A 15,411-nucleotide genomic window follows, 5' to 3' on the forward strand; every position below is an offset into this window, starting at 1 on the left:
CCAGGGGCAGTTCGACGCACACCGCGAGCACCGCCGACAGCCATACGTCGGGGGTGCCGAGGGCGAGCGACACGTCGAACCACGCGTCGCAGACCAGCAGGGCCGCCGTCGCGACGGCCGCCAGGGCGACAGCCCGGCGCCGGCCGAGCCTGCCGCCGCTGCCGCCGGATCCGCTCCAGCAGCTCAGGCGGCGGGGGCGGAGCGGCGGCCAGCGCCGCCGGGCTCGGTTCGTATGTCGCTCACGTCGACCGGTCCGGGGAGTTACACGTCCAACTGGTCGGCGACCGCGCGCAGCAGACCGGCGATCTTCTTGCCGGAAGTCTTCTCCGGGTAGCGGCCCTTCTCCAGCATCGGGGTGATGTTCTCCAGGAGGGTGGTCAGATCCTGGACGATGGAGGCCAGTTCGTCGGGCTTCTTGCGCTGCGCCGCGGCGACCGACGGGGTCGGGTCGAGAATGACGACGGAGAGTGCCTGGTCGCCGCGCTGTCCGGCGACGACGCCGAACTCCACTCGCTGACCCGGCTTCAGCGCCTCGACTCCGGCAGGCAGGACGGAGGAATGGACGAAGACGTCACCGCCGTCGTCACGGGAGAGAAAGCCGAAGCCCTTCTCACTGTTGAACCACTTGACCTTGCCAGTCGGCAAAGCACACACTCCCTCGATCGCTCCCGGACTGACCCCGGACGCCCTTGAACTGCCGTCATGACAGCCTACCGGGGGTCTCTCCAACCCAACACGCCTTAAAACGAGACTGAGCCCCTGCCTGTCCGCTACGGCGGCTCCCGAAGTCTGTACAGGATCCCGGGGCTCTCCACTCGGTCGCCAAGGGCCTATAACCCACCAGCGCCAGTAGTGCAAAGCCCACTCTCTCGACATCCGCTACGCCCCTATCCTCGTCTTCACTTTTGAGACGAGGGGGGTGCGTGAGGTCGATGTCCACCAGTCCGTTCGGCCCAGCGGCAGACAAGGCCCGCGATGAAAGAACCCGTGTCGACCTGGATCGCCTGTCGCAGGAAGCCGTCGAGACAAGCAAGAAGCTCGTCGAGCTGCACAAGCAGGAAGCAGCCAGATACAAGCGGCTTGCTGAGGCGGAACGAGAGCGCCGCCGCAAGGTCGAGGCCCAGTTGCGAGCCTGCTCCAAGCTGCTCAACGAACGGTCGGATCTCGAGTCGAAGCTCAACTCCGTGATCCCTGACGCAGTACGAGCAATGGCCAACCTTCCGTTGCCGCCTGAGACGTCCCTGCTTCGAAAGCAGCTTGAGGCAACGGAGAAGGACCGAGACTCATTCGTGGAGTTGCTGGACGCGGCGGTCAAGGAGCGGGACGCGGCGTTGCGGGCCCGCGACGCCGTTATTGCGCGACTGCAACCACGACGGAACGGTGAACGACCTTTGAAGGCAGAGGCGGCTTTGAAAGCGCAGCTGGACGCGACCTCTCTCCAAGGTGTTCTCAAGCAAGCGCAGCAGCACTGCTCGTCGCTGGTCATCACCGCAGATCTGGACGAGACCAAGAAGCTGGAGCATCACCAGAAGGCTCCGCACTGGCGACACCGCCTGGCCGCAACGCTGGCAACGATGCAGGCATATGCCGAGGCCAAGGACCTTGCGCGGGCGCACAACGGGAGATCCGGCCCAGAGTTGGCGAACCTCAAGGCGTACTGCGCGAACGAGCCATTCCCGCTGCTGGCTGAGGGGAAGGTGGTTCTCAGCGAGGGGCAGACGGCCAGCAGCAGCCCGCGAGGCAAGGCACAACGGACTTTCCGCGCCCCTGAGCACATCGCTCCTTCGGGGAAGGCCGTCATGGTCGAGCACATCCGCATCGGCGATGGTGCTCCTCCGGCACCGCGGCTGCACTATCTCGACGACACCGACAGAAGCGGGTTGCTCGTCATCGGGTTCTTCGGCGACCACCTGTACAACGCCGGAACCAATTGACTGTCTGCGGCATTCAGCGATACCTGGCTCATCAGCAGCAGCGCCATACACAGGTACGCAGATCGAATACGTGACCTTTTCCAGGGGGTGTCGTTGATCGGATGACAGCATCGCTGGCGGGAAGGGGGCATCGGTGAGCCGGAGGCTGCCGCTCGATGAGGGCGAGACGGCCCGCACCGCGTGTGCCCGTGGTCTGCTGCGTGCAGGCGTGGTGGAACGGACCGGTGAAATCCTGTCGGCCACTGGGCTGGCGGAACGGGTTGGCTGGTGTGTGGATCTGGTGTCCGGCATGGCCGATGCGCTGACCGGCGAGCACTGGAGCCCCGCTGATGTGGAGACGCTCGCGTCGGGGGAGGACGCCGGAGGCCGCAAGCTGCCGTCGAACGCGTGGATGGCGCTGCGGCGTCTGGGTTGGACTACCGAACCCCCGGGGGACGTCCGGGTCAATGACCGCATCGTGCGGATGGCTCAGGAGCAGGCCGGGCGCGTTCTGAGGTCGGTGAAGTGGCGTGCTGATCTGACTGCTGGGGTTCTGGCGACGTGGCCTGCCGATCCGGCGAGGCGTGATGCCAGTGAGTGGGACGCGGTGCGCGACGCCGTTCCCGGCGGCGCTGGTGTGCCCTCCAGCGTCATCAAGTCCCGTACCCGGCAGGCCGCTTCCTTCCTGCAAAGGCACGGGCGGCTGCCGGTCGATGTGTTCGAGCTGGAGACCGCGCCCCGTACCGCCCGGATGCTGCTGCTGTCGGCGTGCGACAGTCGGCAGGCCACGATGGACCGCCACGAGAGCGACCCGGGCAGGGCGCTGCTGCGGCTGCACCTGCCCACCCGCCCGGACCCGCGCTCCTACGGGGACTGGGCGTGGGTGTCCTGCCTGGTCCCGCTGCCGCCGACGATTCCGGCAGGTGCGGTGCTGCACCTGCCCACCCTACGCATCCATCAGGGCCGGGTACGGGCCGATCTCGCCTACACGCACGCCGTGCCGAAAACCCGGCGCACGGGACACACGGTCGCGCTGGGGGTGGACTGGGGCCTGAACACGATGTTGTCGGCCGGAGCGCTCCGGCTCCATGATGACGGCACGATCACGGCCCTTGGGGCCGGGGGCATGTTCCGTGCGGCGGGTGTGCTGGCGAAACAGCACCGCCTGCGCCGTCTGTCCGAGCACCTGCACGCCAAGGCCGACCAGTACCAGGGGCTTACCGGCAGCGACACCGGACACCCGCTGACCGTGAAGCGCCAGGTCCTCACCGATGAGATCGAGCACGTCTCCCGCCGCAGGTCGAACCTCAACGATGCCCTGGCCTGGGCTGCCGCCCGATGGGCCGTGGACCAGGCCGTCGCCGCCAGAGCGAGCGTGATCTACGTCGAAGACCTCCGCTCGATGGAGGCGCGGGGGATGGGCCGCACGATGAACACCCGCCTGTCCCAAGCCGTACGGGGGCAGGTCGTGGACCGCATGCGGCACGTTGCCGCCGAGGCCGGCATCCCCGTCGTAACGGTCCCCGCAAAGAACACCTCCAGGAACTGCCCCCAGTGCCTGGCTCCGCTGCGCCACCGCAAAGCCCCCAACCTCCCGACCGTCCGTGGTTGGAAGTGGGCCGTCTGCGGCTCCTGCCCCTGGCAGGGCGATCGCGACGTCGGCGCGTGGAAACGGATTGCCGCCCGCGGCCTCACCCACCAGAGCAAGACCGTGATCGACCGCGTGAGCGGTGCCATGGTTATCCGCTCAGTAGTTGAAAACCTCGAAGCCAATGCGGTGGTCGCCCTGACCACCGTCAAGGCTGGCTGGGACCGGACCAAGACGGGACCCACCCGGCCACGAACCACACGCCCCGCGCCCAGGCGACGCAGGGCACCCTCCCCCACCGGCCTCTTGAGACCGGCGGGCAAGCGTCCGGAGGGGCACGCACCAACGGACCGGCCCCGGCTGCCGCGCGCAGCCCACCGGCACCAGAGCGTGAAGGCGATCAGCACACCCACCAACCGGCCGCACCGGCCACAGGGAGCAGCACTGGGCGCGGGATTCCACCTGCACGCCCACGCCACCCCTCCACGGTGGGAAATCCCGTTGCCGGGCACTCCGTCCGCCTGGGATCGCTCAGCTGATCAGAGACGCTGGGAACTACCCTGGTCCGGTGCGTGACAAAACCCAAACGAATTCCGCCGTCCCGGGTGACCGACTGATCCGTGCCGGTGCCATCGTGTTCTTCGTCGGCGCCGTGGCCACACTCGTCACGGTCGCCCCGCTGTTCCTCGGCACGACGCCTTTTCCGACGTACATGTTCGGATTGAGCATGCTCATGGGCGTCGGCTTCCTGATCGCCGGCGCGGGAGTCCTGCAGTCGGTCGCGGCCGGCCGCCGTCAGGCGCGGGGCGCGGGGCGTTAGACGCCCAGGTGCGCGGAGAGCCAGGCGGGGAATCCGGTCAGGTCGGTGAGCACGACATCCGCACCGGCCGTCCGTAGTTCCTCCGCACCGATCGGCCCGGTCGGCACGGCCACCGAGAGCGCCCCGGCGGCGTGCGCGCCCCGGACGTCGCCCACGTGGTCGCCGACGTAGACGCTCGCGCCGTGCTCGCGCAGCGCCTCCGCCTTCCGCTCGGCCCACAGGTCGCCGATCACCGCGTCGGGGCCCAGGCGCAGATACTCCACCTGCAGCTTCGCGTTGGGCTGGTGCTTGGCGGTGACGACGATCGCCCGCCCGCCGACCGCCTGCACGGCCGCGATCGCCTCCCGGGCGCCGGGCAGCGCGGTCGCTCCGGTGACCCCGTGCTCGGGGTACAGCGAGCGGTAGACGTCGGCGACGGCCGCCACCTGCTCCGCCGGGTACCAGTGGGCGAGCTCCGTCTCCGGCGGCGGGCCGAGCCGGGTGACCACGAGGTCGGCGTCGATGTACGTGCCCGTGTGCTCGGCGAGCGCCAGGTAGGTGGCACGTATGCCGGGCCGGGAGTCGATCAGGGTCATGTCGAGGTCGAAGCCGACGGTGAGCACGGGTGAGGTCATGCGGCCATTCTGCCCGGGGGCCTCGACTTCGTTGTTTCGGCCATTCGCCCACAGTTTCTGCGGCTAGTTCTGTTTCTGCGATCTCCAGACCAGGAAAAGTGCCGACGCCACGGCCGCGCCCCGGATCACCCACGGCCAGGTCTGGGCGACGGCGTCGTTCATGTGCCCCTCGGCGATGGGCTCGCCCCAGCGCCCGTCGGATCGCCCCCACAGCCAGACCACACCGGCGGTGACCGAGAGCCCCGGCAGCCACATGACCGCCAGTTTCGTCTCCCGCTCGGTCAGTCGCCGCGAGGCGTAGGCGATGGCCCAGCCCACGATCAGCGCGAACCAGTTGCCGAGCACCGCGCCGGCGACGAGAGAGGCGGCGGCGAGGAGGAGCAGCGGGTTGCTCCAGCGACGTCCCTGCGCATCGGAGGAGGAGTCCCGGCGCAGCCGGATCCGACGGCGCCGTCGGGGGCCGGTGCCGTCGTCCTCCGCCGCCTCCGCTTCCTCACCTCCGACGAGGGTCTCGTCGTCGGCATCGTCCTCGTATTCGTCCTCGTATTCGTCCTCGGCCTCGTCGGCCTTGGCTCTCGGCGGTTTGAGCAGGTCGGGGATCTCCACGCCGCCGACGAAGCCCGGCACCTCGTCGCCGAGGCCGAACGGGGTGGGCTCGTCCAGCCACCAGTCGGGCGTCTCCCGGCTGTCCTTCGGTGGCGGGGACGGGACGTCGGCGGGTGCGGCGGGGGGCGGCGAGCCGGGCCGGGGGCGTGGCACGACGCGCCGGATCCCCTTCGACCGCCCGGGCCGCTCCTCGCGGTCCCGTTGGACGGGCACGGAGGGCGTCGGGGTCTGCGGAGCGCCGACGGCGCCGTCGGCCGCGGCGGCGACGAGGTCGTCGGGGCTGCCGAGGCGGTCGATGATGCGGCGGACGGCGGCGGGCGAGTCGACGGTGGCCTTCGCCCGGCGCCGGTCGATCTCGTTGCGCAGCTCGGAGACGAGCCGCATCCGGGTGGCCGACGACAACTGCCGCTGCTGTGCGACGTCCCCGACCCGGCTCAGATACTCGTAGACGACTTGGTCGCTCTCGATCCCCACGGGAAGAAGCTACCGCTTCTGTTCGCCGGTGCCGGGCCGGAGCGGGGGTCCGCGGTGCGCAGCCCCCGGGGGACGGCAACCGCTACCGTGGGCAAGATGAGCACCGAGGACCAGCCGGCCCCCCGCTCCCTGGCGGCAGCGCTCCGCGCCCGGGACGACGCTTCCCTGGCCGCGCTCCTGCGCGCCCGACCCGACCTCATCACCCCGGTCCCCACCGATCTCACCCAGCTCGCCACCCGGGCCGGCACCCGGGCCTCGGTCGTGCGCGCGCTGGAGCGGCTCGACCGGTTCGCGCTGCAGAGCGCGGAGGCGCTGGCCGTGGCCGACGATCCGGCGACGTACGAGGAGCTGCTGGGGCTGATGGCGGGGGACGCCCGCGACCCGGTCGTCGCCGACGCGCTTCCCGGCGCCCTGGCGGCGCTGCGCGAGCAGGCCCTGGTGTGGGGCGCCGACGATCGCCTCCACCTCGTGCGCACCGCCCGTGAGCTCCTCGCGCCGTCCCCGCAGCACCCGTCGCCGACAGGGCTCGGGCCGAATGTGCGGGAGGCCACGGCGGGCATGTCGCCGGGCCGGATCCAGGAGATCGTGGCGGCGGCCGGGCTGCCGTCCACGCATGACGCGGTGTCCGCGGTCGCCGCGCTCACCGCCCTCTTCGGGCATCGCAGGAAGATGGCGGCGCTGCTCGCCGAGGCGCCCGCCGGCTCCCTCGAGGTGCTGGAGCGGTTGGTGTGGGGGCCGCCGTACGGGCAGGTCACGCATGATCCGGCGGTACGGCTGCGCTGGCTGCTGGACCGGGGGCTGCTGCTGCCGACGGCGCCCGGGACGGTCGTCCTGCCTCGTGAGGTCGCGCTGCATCTGCGCGGCGGGCGGGCTCATCGCGTGCCGGAACCGGTGCCGCCTGCCGTGGTGGTGGGTGCGGTGCATCCTCCACAGGTGGTGGACGCGACGGCGGCCGGGCAGGCGTACACGGCGCTCGCGACGGTCGAGGAGCTGTTGAAGGACTGGGACGAGGGCGGTCCCGCGGTGCTGCGGGCCGGTGGGCTGAGCGTGCGCGACCTCAAGCGGACGGCGGTCGCGCTGGACGTGTCCGAGCCGGTGGCCGCGTTCTGGGTGGAGCTGGCGTATGCGGCCGGGCTGCTCGCCTCCGACGGTGAGGCGGACGAGCGGTATGCGGCGACGCCGGAGTACGACGAGTGGCTGGAGCGGCCGCCCGCCGAGCGGTGGGCGCAGCTGGCGCAGGCGTGGCTGGCGGCGACCAGGACCTCCGGGGTGGTCGGCGGCCGGGATCTCAAGGAGCGGGCGCTGTCGGCGCTGGGTCCGGGTCTGGACCGGTCGGCCGCGCCCGAGGTGCGTCACCGGGTGCTGGCGCTGCTTGCGGCACTGCCGGAGGGCGCCGCGCCCGACGCGGGGGCGCTGCTGGGCCGCCTGCGCTGGGAACGCCCCCTGCGCGGCCCGCAGGGTCATCAGGGTTCTCAGGGCCCGCAGGGTTCTCAGGGTTCTCAGGGCCCGCAGGGTTCTCAGGGTTCTCAGGGTTCTCAGGGTTCTCAGGGTTCTCGGGCCGGTGACGGGGACCTGCGCTCCCGGCTCGCCCGCTGGACCCTGGCGGAGGCCGAGATGCTGGGCGTGACCGGGCGGGGCGCGCTGTCGGCGCACGGTCGGGCCCTGCTGGGCGCGCCGGCCGCGACAGAGCCGTCCGCCACCGCTCATGGCCCCTCTCACGGCTCCTCTCACGACCACACCCATGACCACCCTCATGACGGTACTCACGAGGGTGCGGGCGTCGGTCCCGGGGACAAGCTGCCCGCCCACCATCGCCACCCGGCCGCCCGCGCCCAGGCCCCGCTCTCGCCGTCCGAGCAGGCCGTCGCGACCGCGTCCGCGGCCCGGCTGCTGGCCCCGCTGCTCCCCGAGCCCCTGGACCACGTCCTGCTCCAGGCGGATCTGACCGCGGTCGCGCCCGGCCCGCTGCGGCGGCCGCTCGCGGCCGTGCTGAACGTGCTGGCGGATGTCGAGTCCAAGGGCGGGGCGACCGTCTACCGCTTCACGCCCGGCTCCGTGCGCCGCGCCCTGGACGCCGGCCGCAGCGCCTCCGACCTGCATGCTTTCCTCGCCGAGCATTCGCGCACGCCGGTGCCGCAGCCGCTGGCGTATCTGATCGACGACGTGGCGCGTCGGCACGGGCATCTGCGGGTGGGCGCGGCTTCGGCGTATGTGCGCTGCGACGACGACGCCGTGCTGAACGAGATCCTCGCCGACAAGCGTGCCGCCGCCCTGCGGCTGCGCCGGCTGGCTCCCACGGTGCTCGCGGCGCAGGCCGACCCGGCGAGCCTCCTCGACGGGCTGCGCGCGATGGGCTTCGCGCCGGCCGCGGAGTCCGCCGAGGGCGACGTCCTGATCACCCGCGCGCACGCGCATCGCACTCCGCCCCGCACGGCTCCCGAGCCGGTGCCGGACGGGCCGCCGGTGCCCGACGCCACGCTCCTCACGGCGGCGATCCGCGCGATCCGGGCCGGCGACCTGGCGGCCACGGCTCCGCGCAAGCCGACGGAGACGCAGGACGCCGTCCCGCTCGCACCCGGCGAACTCCCCCGCACGGGTTCCGCCGAGACCCTCGCCACCATGCAGGCCGCCGTCCTCACCGGCGAGGCCCTGTGGATCGGCTACGTCAACGCCGAGGGCACCGCCAGCCAGCGCGTCATCGCGCCGGTCCGGGTGGAGGGCGGCTTCGTGACGGCGTACGACCACACGGCGGACGAGGTCCGCACCTATCCGCTGCACCGGATCACGGGCGTGGCGGAGCTGGCGGACGACTGAGGGCGCACGGGAAGGCAGAGGCCTGCGTCAGCACTGCCCTACGGAGGCGTCCGCGGGCAGGCCGAAGTGGGTGCGGGCCTCGGTCTCCAGGGCGGCGGAGGACATCGGTTCCCGGAGCGAGGGCCTGACGTAGACGCCGAAGTGGGAGTGCGTCCACCGCCCGTACCCCGCGCCGTCGGGCGGCTCCTCCTGTGAGACGACCCGGTAGCCGCCGTGGACCGAGCCGTCCCGCTGGAGCCGTACCACCTGCGGGTGCTGTCCGGCGCCGCACTCCACGAGGCTGCCGTCCTGGACGCCGTACTCGATGCACAGGGTGTTGACGCCCGCGCGGACGTCGCCCGCGTGCTGCTCCAGTTCGAGCGGCTCGGCCCGGCAGAACCAGCGGCCGTCGAGCGCGGGCACCGTCGCGCCGAAGCCGCTGCCTCCTGACGCGCCGAAGCCGCTGCGCCCTGGCTCCGCCGCGATCCGGGCCTCGATCACCGGCCGCACCTCGGCCCACAGCCCCTCGTCGACGTCCGCCGGCCGCAGCACCCAGCTGCCCGTGGCGGCCAGCACCGCCGCGGCGCCCGCGCCGACCGCCCCCCTGCGGAACGACAGGACCGACATCCCGTGAACTCCTCACCGCGTCGCGCCCACCGCGCTGCTCCCCTGGTCAGACACCCGACCGGGGTGCAGGGTTGCGCGGGGTGAGCGCGTGGTCCGCGCGGGTTTCGCCGGGAAGCCCGCGAGGCAGCGGCGCCAACCCGGTAGCTGACGGGGTGTCGTCCCACGGCCTCGCGCACCCTCGGTCTGCGACATGCTCACCCCTCTCATCACGGCGTGCTCAGAGCGACGGCATGGTGTCCCGTTCTGAGTGTGCGCTGCGTGCGTCCTGTGGCTGGGAGTGGCTACGAGTGCCTGCGAGCTGTACGAGTGGGTTGGCCGACGTCGCCGCCGCCGTCGAGGCCGAGGCGGATCAGGGCCAGCGCCTCGGCGATCTCGACCGTCATCTCGTCGTCGGGACCGAACACCATGCACATGTCCTGGTGGAGCGGTTCGAGGACCTGCCGGGCTTCGGCGGTCCGGCCCTGGGCGAGCAGCAGCATCCCGATGTTGTGCCGTAGCTCCACTGCTTCCTCGCTCGCATCGCTGTCGACGGCCCGTACGACGTTCAGCACGCCCTGGAGTGCGGCGAGCGCGTCGGTGACCTGGCCGAGTTCGGCGCGGCAGCGCGCCGCCTGGGCACGGCAGGCGCGGGCCTGCTCGGCGGTGGGTCCGGCGATGCGGGCGTACGCGTCGGCGAGAGCGTCGAACTCGGGCAGGGCGGCCCGGTAGTCGCCCCCGAGGAGGCGGATCGCCGCACGCTGGCGGCGCAGCGCCAGGACCTGCTTGCTCTCGGAGCCGAGCGCGAGGGCCGCGGGTTCGATGACCTCGCCGAGCACCTCGGCGGCCTGCGCGAACCGCTCCTCCTCCAGCAGGGCGTCGGAGTGGGCGTGCGCCTCCTTGATGTCCTCGCGCAGCCGGTCGGGGACGGGCACCGGCTGGGCCCCTGGGAGGACGGCTGTCGGCGTCGCACCTCCGGGTGCGGGGGCCTGGGCGCGGGCGCGGGGCGCGAAAGGGTGACGGAACACGCCCGTCGGGTCGGGTGCGCCGGCCGGCCCGGCATCGGCCGTGCCGGGTTCTCCGCCTGGCGGCGGGAGGAACGGCAGTAGCCGCGCGTACACCTCCTGCGTGTCGGCGGGCCGCGCCTCGGGCGCCTTGCGCAGCAGGTGCAGGACCAGTTCCTCCAGCGCCTCGGGGACGTCGGGCCGCAACTGTCGCAGCGGGGTGGGGGCGGCGTTGACGTGCTGGTACATCAGCAGGTACTCGTTCTCCGCCTCGAACACGAGGCGCCCGCTGAGGAGTTCGTGCAGCACGCAGCCCAGCGCGTACAGGTCGGTCCCCGGGGTGATGCGTCCGCCGCGGACCTGCTCGGGGGACATGTACTGGTGGGTGCCGACGGGGCTGCCGGTGGCGGTCAGCTTGGTGACGTCGGTGCGCAGAATCGCCGCGATGCCGAAGTCGAGGACCTTCACGGTGCCGTCGCGTGCGACGAGGATGTTGCCCGGTTTGAGGTCCCGGTGGATCACCGGCACGTCGTGCGCGTACGACAGCACGGTCGCGATCTGCGCGGCGACGGCGGCCGCCCAGCCGACCGGCAGCGGCCGGCCGGGGTCGAGGTAGGCGGACAGCGGGACGCCGTCGACGAGCTCCATCACCAGGAACAGCCGCTCGTACGAGGCGTCGAGCACCGCGTCGTACACCTGCGGCACGCCGGGGTGCTGGATGCGCGCGGTGATGCGGGCCTCGCGGCGGAAGCGCTTGGCGAACTCCTCGGCCAGCTGCGGGGAGGTGACCGACGCCTGCCGGATGAGCTTCACGGCGACGGGCCGGTCGAGGACGGCGTCGTAGCCGCGCCACACGTCGCCCATACCGCCGTGGCTGAGCTCCTCCAGGAGTTCGTAACGGTCGGAGATCGCCTCCTGCGGCACCTTGCCCCCGGTGTGCGTGATGAACGGTCACGGTCAGGGGTCAAGTGTGACCGCTACGTCAGGATGCCGTCCAGGGTTCGCGGTGCGACATGGACATGGGCCCGGCGGCGGACGACGTGCAGGAGGGTGCGGCGGCCGGTCGGCATCCCGCCGACCGGACCGTCTGAGCCGTACCTTCACCACCGCCGTTGGGCCCAGTCGCGCGGGCGGCTGGGCCCTCACGTCTTGCACGGTCAGCCGAGACAGCAAAACGCCCCCGCTCCGAAGAGCCGGGGGCCACCTGCTGGGGTCAGATCCAGGTGACCTGGAGGACGTAGCCGCACTCAAACCGGGGGACGATCAGGAAGACGAACATGCCTCCGGGGACATCCACGGTTTCGCTCTTCGGCCCCATGCCTTCGTACCTCGTGCCGTCGAGGTAGAGAGCTTCAGCGGCGCGGATCAGCTCGGCGGCTTTCTTCTCGACCTCGGCGATGAAGGCCGGCGGAGCTCCGCCGGCCACGTACTCCTCGCTAGGGTCGTACTCCCATCTCCAGGTCACTCGGACACCGCCTTGTACGCGGCGCGGATGATGTCGCCGGAGATCCTTACGTAGCGGCGGCTTTCTTCAAGAGTCTCGGCGGCGTTGGCCATGTACTCGGCGCGGCGCAGCTCACGCGCCGCCTCGGGAAACCGCTCGATTTCGATGTTGGCGGCCCACGCGATCATGAAGAGCTGGAGGGGCTTGATGCTGCTCTGCTCGATGGCGGCGGCGACGGCCCTGCGCTGATCGGCGTCCATTTCCGGCAGTCGCTCCGGCGCGATGGCGGCAAGGGCGGCCCGGAGGGCCTCGGGAGTCCGCGCGGGGCGCGGGATCAGCTCTGTGTCGTGGTCGGGCTGTGTGCTCACGATGTCCTCCAAGGGATGCCCCGGCCAGCATATCCAGCCGGGGCACACGCATCAGATGTCGTCGTCCAACCCCTCCTCGTGGCGGATCATCCGCCAGGCCGCCGTAAGGGACGATCTGCGCGAGGAAGCCGTACTTCCTGACGTAGTCGTCGAGGTCGGCGCGGAAGCCTTCCGCCGTCCCCTGGGCGTCCTCGTCCTCGCTGTCGAGCAGCGCGGTGGAGCGGGCGACGGCGGGGGAGAGCAGAAGGCATCACCGGCCCTGCGGCCGACCTGCCGCTACGCCGTCACTCCTTGTCGGCCGCCATGATGCCGACGCATTCTTCGAGCGCGGCATGCAACGGCGATACGAAGGCGGCGAGTTCGGCGTCCGACGCCTTCCCCACCTCCAGCACTGCGCCGACGACCGTCACCAGGACTGCGGCGGCCTTCAGGGCCTGCGCGTCGGCCAGCTCCTCAAGACGGCCGCCGGGGCGCGTGACCGCCAGGGCCTCCTTGCCGGTGGCCGGGTCGAGGCCGAGACTGCGCAGACGCGGCGTACTCGTGCTCATACGGCGACCTCCCACGGAACCGGAACGTAGTCCTGCCCCAGCGTCGCCAGGACCGCCGCCCTGCGCCGCTCGCGCTGAAGGCGGCGCCGGTCATGTTCGTCCCGCTCGCGTTCCCATTCGACGACGTACGGGCGGACCAGGGGCATGCCGTCGGCGGTGATGACGTCCGCCGGGTGCGGACACGTGATCATGGGTGGGAATTCCGGAGTGGGCGGACAGGGGATGAGGGGTAGTGGTGGGGGCGTTACGGAGCGGTGGGCTCCGCGGGCGGGCAGGAATAGGCTCAGAACCGCGGCCAGTAGGCTGCGCACAGGTCGACTCCTGTTCAGTCGGCTCAGCCCCGGCATGGAAGCTCTCACCCTTCCTGCCGGGGTGTTTCTTTGGGCTTCATAGTATCGCCTTGTATCGACTCGTCGCGAGACGTATCTCAAAGAGCGTGCATCAGTCCGCTTGTCTAGCGTCAAGTCCATGAACCCTGACGCTGAGATCGACCATGGCGCGCCGCTGACCCCGTACCGGCAACTGGCCGAGATCCTGCGTGGGCAGATCCAGCGCGGTGACTGGCAGCCCGGGCGGATGCTGCCGAGTGAGGCCCAGCTCGTGCAGCGGTACGGGATCGCGCGTACGACCGTACGGCGGGGGCTCGGCCTGCTGGCCGACGAAGGCTGGGTGTACGCCGTACCCCAGCGAGGGTGGTTCGTCACCGACCCCCTGCCGCCCTCCCCCGAAACCCCCGAGCCCCCCGCCTAGCCCAAGCCGCAGTCACCCACGCATCCGGGACTCCAAAGGTCCGGTCCGGTCCGGTTCTGACGGTCACCCCCCAGGCATGGGTCGGGTTCATCGGGCTGGCCGTCGACCAGCCCGTCTGAGCCGTACTCGCCCAACCCCCGTGGGGTCAGTCGCACAGGCGGCTGGGCCCATGCTTTCGGCTGTCAGGCGGTGAGTTGATCGGCCTTGTGCCGCAGTTCCTCGGCTGCGGCCGTGCCGTGGAAGCGGTTCAGCCGTAGCCGCATGTCTTCGACGGCGTTGTGGACCTTCACGGAGCGGATGCCGTCGGCGCAGTCGATGAACTCGTTCCATGTGGACAGGGCACCGTCCATGTCACCTTGGCGAAGGCGTACGCCGCCGAGGTCGGCGAGGACGATGGCTCGAGTGCGTCGCCGGTCCAGGCCGTGGATGTCAAGGGCGAGGTGCAGGTGTTCTTCGGCCGCGTCGAGGTCGCCGAGGCGGGAGAGGATCATGCCGGATTCGTGGGCCCATCGTCCGGGCGAGTAGTGGGCGGCCCAGGATTCGCCGGATTCGGCGGCAGAGCGGTTGATGGCGGTCTCGGAGAACGCGAGGTGTCGGGTGGCGGTACGCCGGTCGTCGTCCTGGGCTGCGGCGTTGGCGAGGGTGGCCTCGTAGTAGGCGACGGCCCGCGGGTTTTCCAGGTGCCGGCCGTAGTGGACGCATGCTTCGCCGAGTTGTACGGCTTCGGCCCGGTACCCGAGGTCGATGGCCTGGACGGCGAGGCCGCGCAGCGCGGTCGCGGACAGTTCGGGATCTGCTGCTTCGGCCGCGAGCCGGTAGGCGTGGGCGTAGTACTGCTGAGCCCGTCCCTGGTGCTCTGAGTCTCGGCCCTCGTCCTGCGCCATCCATCCGGCCAAGTGGACAAGTTGAGACGTGGCCGCGAACAGTTCGCGGCCGGTGGACTCGGTGAACCTGCCGTTCAGCCAGGGCGCCACATCCTGTGTCAGGTAGCGGACCGCGAGGTGGCGGGCGTGGCCGCCACCGAGTTCGGCGGCGGAGTCGCCGAGCGCCTTGACCATCTGCCGGACGGCGGCCACTTCACCTTTACCGACGCGGACAGCCCCGGCTGAAGCCGTCCGGGTGCGGCGCACGATGCCTTCCAGATCGGGCAGTGCGAGAGCGCTGAGGGCGTAACCGCTGGATGCGGCCAGGAAGTTCCGGCGATCCATGTCGTTCCTTCCAAGGACAAGGACTGACTTCACGGTATCCGGGGGCGTCGGGTCCTGCTCAGCGGTACCCGGCACGGGGACGGCGCGCATGTCCAGGTCGAGGACCTGCACGATGTACGGCAGCCAGTATTCGGGCTTCCGTTTCCCCGTCTCCCACCGGTAGACCGCCTGTCGTTCCAGCTGAGTCGGGCCCCGGCCTTCGGCGATGCCCAACTCGCGGGCGAGCTTGGCCGGCCCCCAGCCCTTCGCTTCGCGCGCTTGCCGGATCACGTCCCCGATGCTCATGTTCCCCGGCACCTGTGCCTCCCTGGACTACGCGGGCCTACGTCTGGCCCACAGCCTGGCCACTACTTCGATTGCTCGCCCGACAGTTGACTGAACATCACGCCCCTGTGTTCGACCAGAGAGAGGCGAGCCAACCGTTGATCACCCACGCGACACCGATCAAGCGCGATGTGACCTATGACGACCGCGCCCAGCAGGCCGCCCTGCCGATCGCCCTGCACCGGCCGGATGGCGGGACCGAGGAGACGATCCTGATCCTCACCCCCGGTGAGGTGGAGCTCTACGCGATTCAGCTGGAGCAGGCCATCGCCCGGCGAGAGTCCGCCCGCGAGCGGAGCCTTCGGTGACCCAGGCCGTCATTGCCGACTTGCTGGGGGCTGCCCAGGGCTGGAG

The 15,411-nt window shown here is 71.1% G+C and carries 16 protein-coding genes and 1 pseudogene; 6 read left to right on the top strand and 11 right to left on the bottom strand.

The window, feature by feature from the left end; genetic code table 11:
* Positions 1-261: 261 nt before the first annotated feature.
* Positions 262-645 carry a cold-shock protein gene (locus tag ACIBTS_RS27035; RefSeq protein ID WP_057579095.1) on the bottom strand — a complete coding sequence of 128 codons (384 nt, stop codon included), beginning with the start codon at positions 643-645 and terminating at the stop codon, positions 262-264.
* A gap of 287 nt (positions 646-932) precedes the next feature.
* Between ACIBTS_RS27035 and ACIBTS_RS27040 the strand changes: the two genes are divergently transcribed.
* The 3 genes from ACIBTS_RS27040 to ACIBTS_RS27050 all read left to right on the top strand — a co-directional run bounded on the left by ACIBTS_RS27040 (position 933) and on the right by ACIBTS_RS27050 (position 4,321).
* Positions 933-1,934 (top strand): hypothetical protein, encoded by a 1,002-nt coding sequence (locus ACIBTS_RS27040; RefSeq protein ID WP_399322769.1) that lies wholly within the window; start codon positions 933-935, stop codon positions 1,932-1,934.
* A gap of 133 nt (positions 1,935-2,067) precedes the next feature.
* Positions 2,068-4,077, top strand: coding sequence for a zinc ribbon domain-containing protein (locus tag ACIBTS_RS27045; protein ID WP_399322770.1), 2,010 nt, complete (start codon positions 2,068-2,070; stop codon positions 4,075-4,077).
* Positions 4,070-4,321, top strand: coding sequence for a hypothetical protein (locus ACIBTS_RS27050; RefSeq protein ID WP_399322772.1), 252 nt, complete (start codon positions 4,070-4,072; stop codon positions 4,319-4,321). Before ACIBTS_RS27045 ends, ACIBTS_RS27050 begins: the two co-directional genes overlap by 8 nt.
* Here the strand turns inward: ACIBTS_RS27050 and ACIBTS_RS27055 are convergent.
* Together ACIBTS_RS27055 and ACIBTS_RS27060 are read right to left on the bottom strand one after the other, a co-directional pair.
* Entirely contained in the window at positions 4,318-4,935 is a 618-nt protein-coding gene (locus ACIBTS_RS27055; protein WP_399322774.1) for an HAD family hydrolase, read from the bottom strand. The two genes, ACIBTS_RS27050 and ACIBTS_RS27055, sit on opposite strands and share 4 nt — an antisense overlap.
* 63 nt (positions 4,936-4,998) lie before the next feature.
* Entirely contained in the window at positions 4,999-6,015 is a 1,017-nt protein-coding gene (locus ACIBTS_RS27060; RefSeq protein WP_399322776.1) for a hypothetical protein, read from the bottom strand.
* 96 nt (positions 6,016-6,111) lie between these two features.
* Between ACIBTS_RS27060 and ACIBTS_RS27065 the strand changes: the two genes are divergently transcribed.
* A complete protein-coding gene (locus ACIBTS_RS27065; protein ID WP_399322777.1) occupies positions 6,112-8,829 on the top strand; it encodes a helicase-associated domain-containing protein in 2,718 nt (905 codons plus the stop codon).
* 27 nt (positions 8,830-8,856) lie between these two features.
* Here the strand turns inward: ACIBTS_RS27065 and ACIBTS_RS27070 are convergent, their stop codons facing one another.
* The 7 genes and pseudogenes from ACIBTS_RS27070 to ACIBTS_RS27100 form a co-directional block, all read right to left on the bottom strand.
* On the bottom strand, positions 8,857-9,435 hold the full coding sequence (locus ACIBTS_RS27070; protein WP_399322778.1) for a hypothetical protein: 579 nt from the start codon (positions 9,433-9,435) through the stop codon (positions 8,857-8,859).
* 281 nt (positions 9,436-9,716) lie between these two features.
* Positions 9,717-11,339, bottom strand: a complete 1,623-nt coding sequence (locus ACIBTS_RS27075; protein WP_399322780.1) for a serine/threonine-protein kinase — start codon at positions 11,337-11,339, stop codon at positions 9,717-9,719.
* 289 nt (positions 11,340-11,628) lie between these two features.
* A complete protein-coding gene (locus ACIBTS_RS27080; RefSeq protein ID WP_399322783.1) occupies positions 11,629-11,880 on the bottom strand; it encodes a hypothetical protein in 252 nt (83 codons plus the stop codon).
* On the bottom strand, positions 11,877-12,227 hold the full coding sequence (locus ACIBTS_RS27085) for a hypothetical protein (protein WP_374985869.1): 351 nt from the start codon (positions 12,225-12,227) through the stop codon (positions 11,877-11,879). The genes ACIBTS_RS27080 and ACIBTS_RS27085 overlap by 4 nt, the downstream gene beginning before the upstream one ends.
* A 37-nt stretch (positions 12,228-12,264) precedes the next feature.
* A pseudogene (locus tag ACIBTS_RS27090) lies at positions 12,265-12,471 on the bottom strand (hypothetical protein); the annotation flags it as partial.
* 40 nt (positions 12,472-12,511) lie between these two features.
* Positions 12,512-12,775, bottom strand: coding sequence for a hypothetical protein (locus ACIBTS_RS27095; RefSeq protein ID WP_399322785.1), 264 nt, complete (start codon positions 12,773-12,775; stop codon positions 12,512-12,514).
* A complete protein-coding gene (locus tag ACIBTS_RS27100; protein WP_399322787.1) occupies positions 12,772-12,966 on the bottom strand; it encodes a hypothetical protein in 195 nt (64 codons plus the stop codon). The genes ACIBTS_RS27095 and ACIBTS_RS27100 overlap by 4 nt, the downstream gene beginning before the upstream one ends.
* A gap of 277 nt (positions 12,967-13,243) precedes the next feature.
* Here ACIBTS_RS27100 and ACIBTS_RS27105 point away from each other — a divergent pair, with 277 nt between their 5' ends.
* Entirely contained in the window at positions 13,244-13,525 is a 282-nt protein-coding gene (locus tag ACIBTS_RS27105) for a GntR family transcriptional regulator (protein WP_399322788.1), read from the top strand.
* A 182-nt stretch (positions 13,526-13,707) separates the two neighbouring features.
* Here ACIBTS_RS27105 and ACIBTS_RS27110 read toward each other — a convergent pair whose 3' ends face one another.
* Positions 13,708-15,018, bottom strand: a complete 1,311-nt coding sequence (locus tag ACIBTS_RS27110) for a helix-turn-helix transcriptional regulator (RefSeq protein WP_399322789.1) — start codon at positions 15,016-15,018, stop codon at positions 13,708-13,710.
* A 107-nt stretch (positions 15,019-15,125) separates the two neighbouring features.
* Here ACIBTS_RS27110 and ACIBTS_RS27115 point away from each other — a divergent pair, with 107 nt between their 5' ends.
* The gene (locus ACIBTS_RS27115) at positions 15,126-15,365 is read left to right on the top strand and encodes a hypothetical protein (protein WP_399322791.1); all 240 of its coding nucleotides are present in this window, start codon (positions 15,126-15,128) and stop codon (positions 15,363-15,365) included.
* The last annotated feature ends 46 nt before the right edge of the window (positions 15,366-15,411 follow it).

Source organism: Streptomyces sp. NPDC050121 (assembly GCF_044460385.1).
Taxonomy (GTDB): Bacteria; Actinomycetota; Actinomycetes; order Streptomycetales; family Streptomycetaceae; genus Streptomyces; species Streptomyces soliscabiei.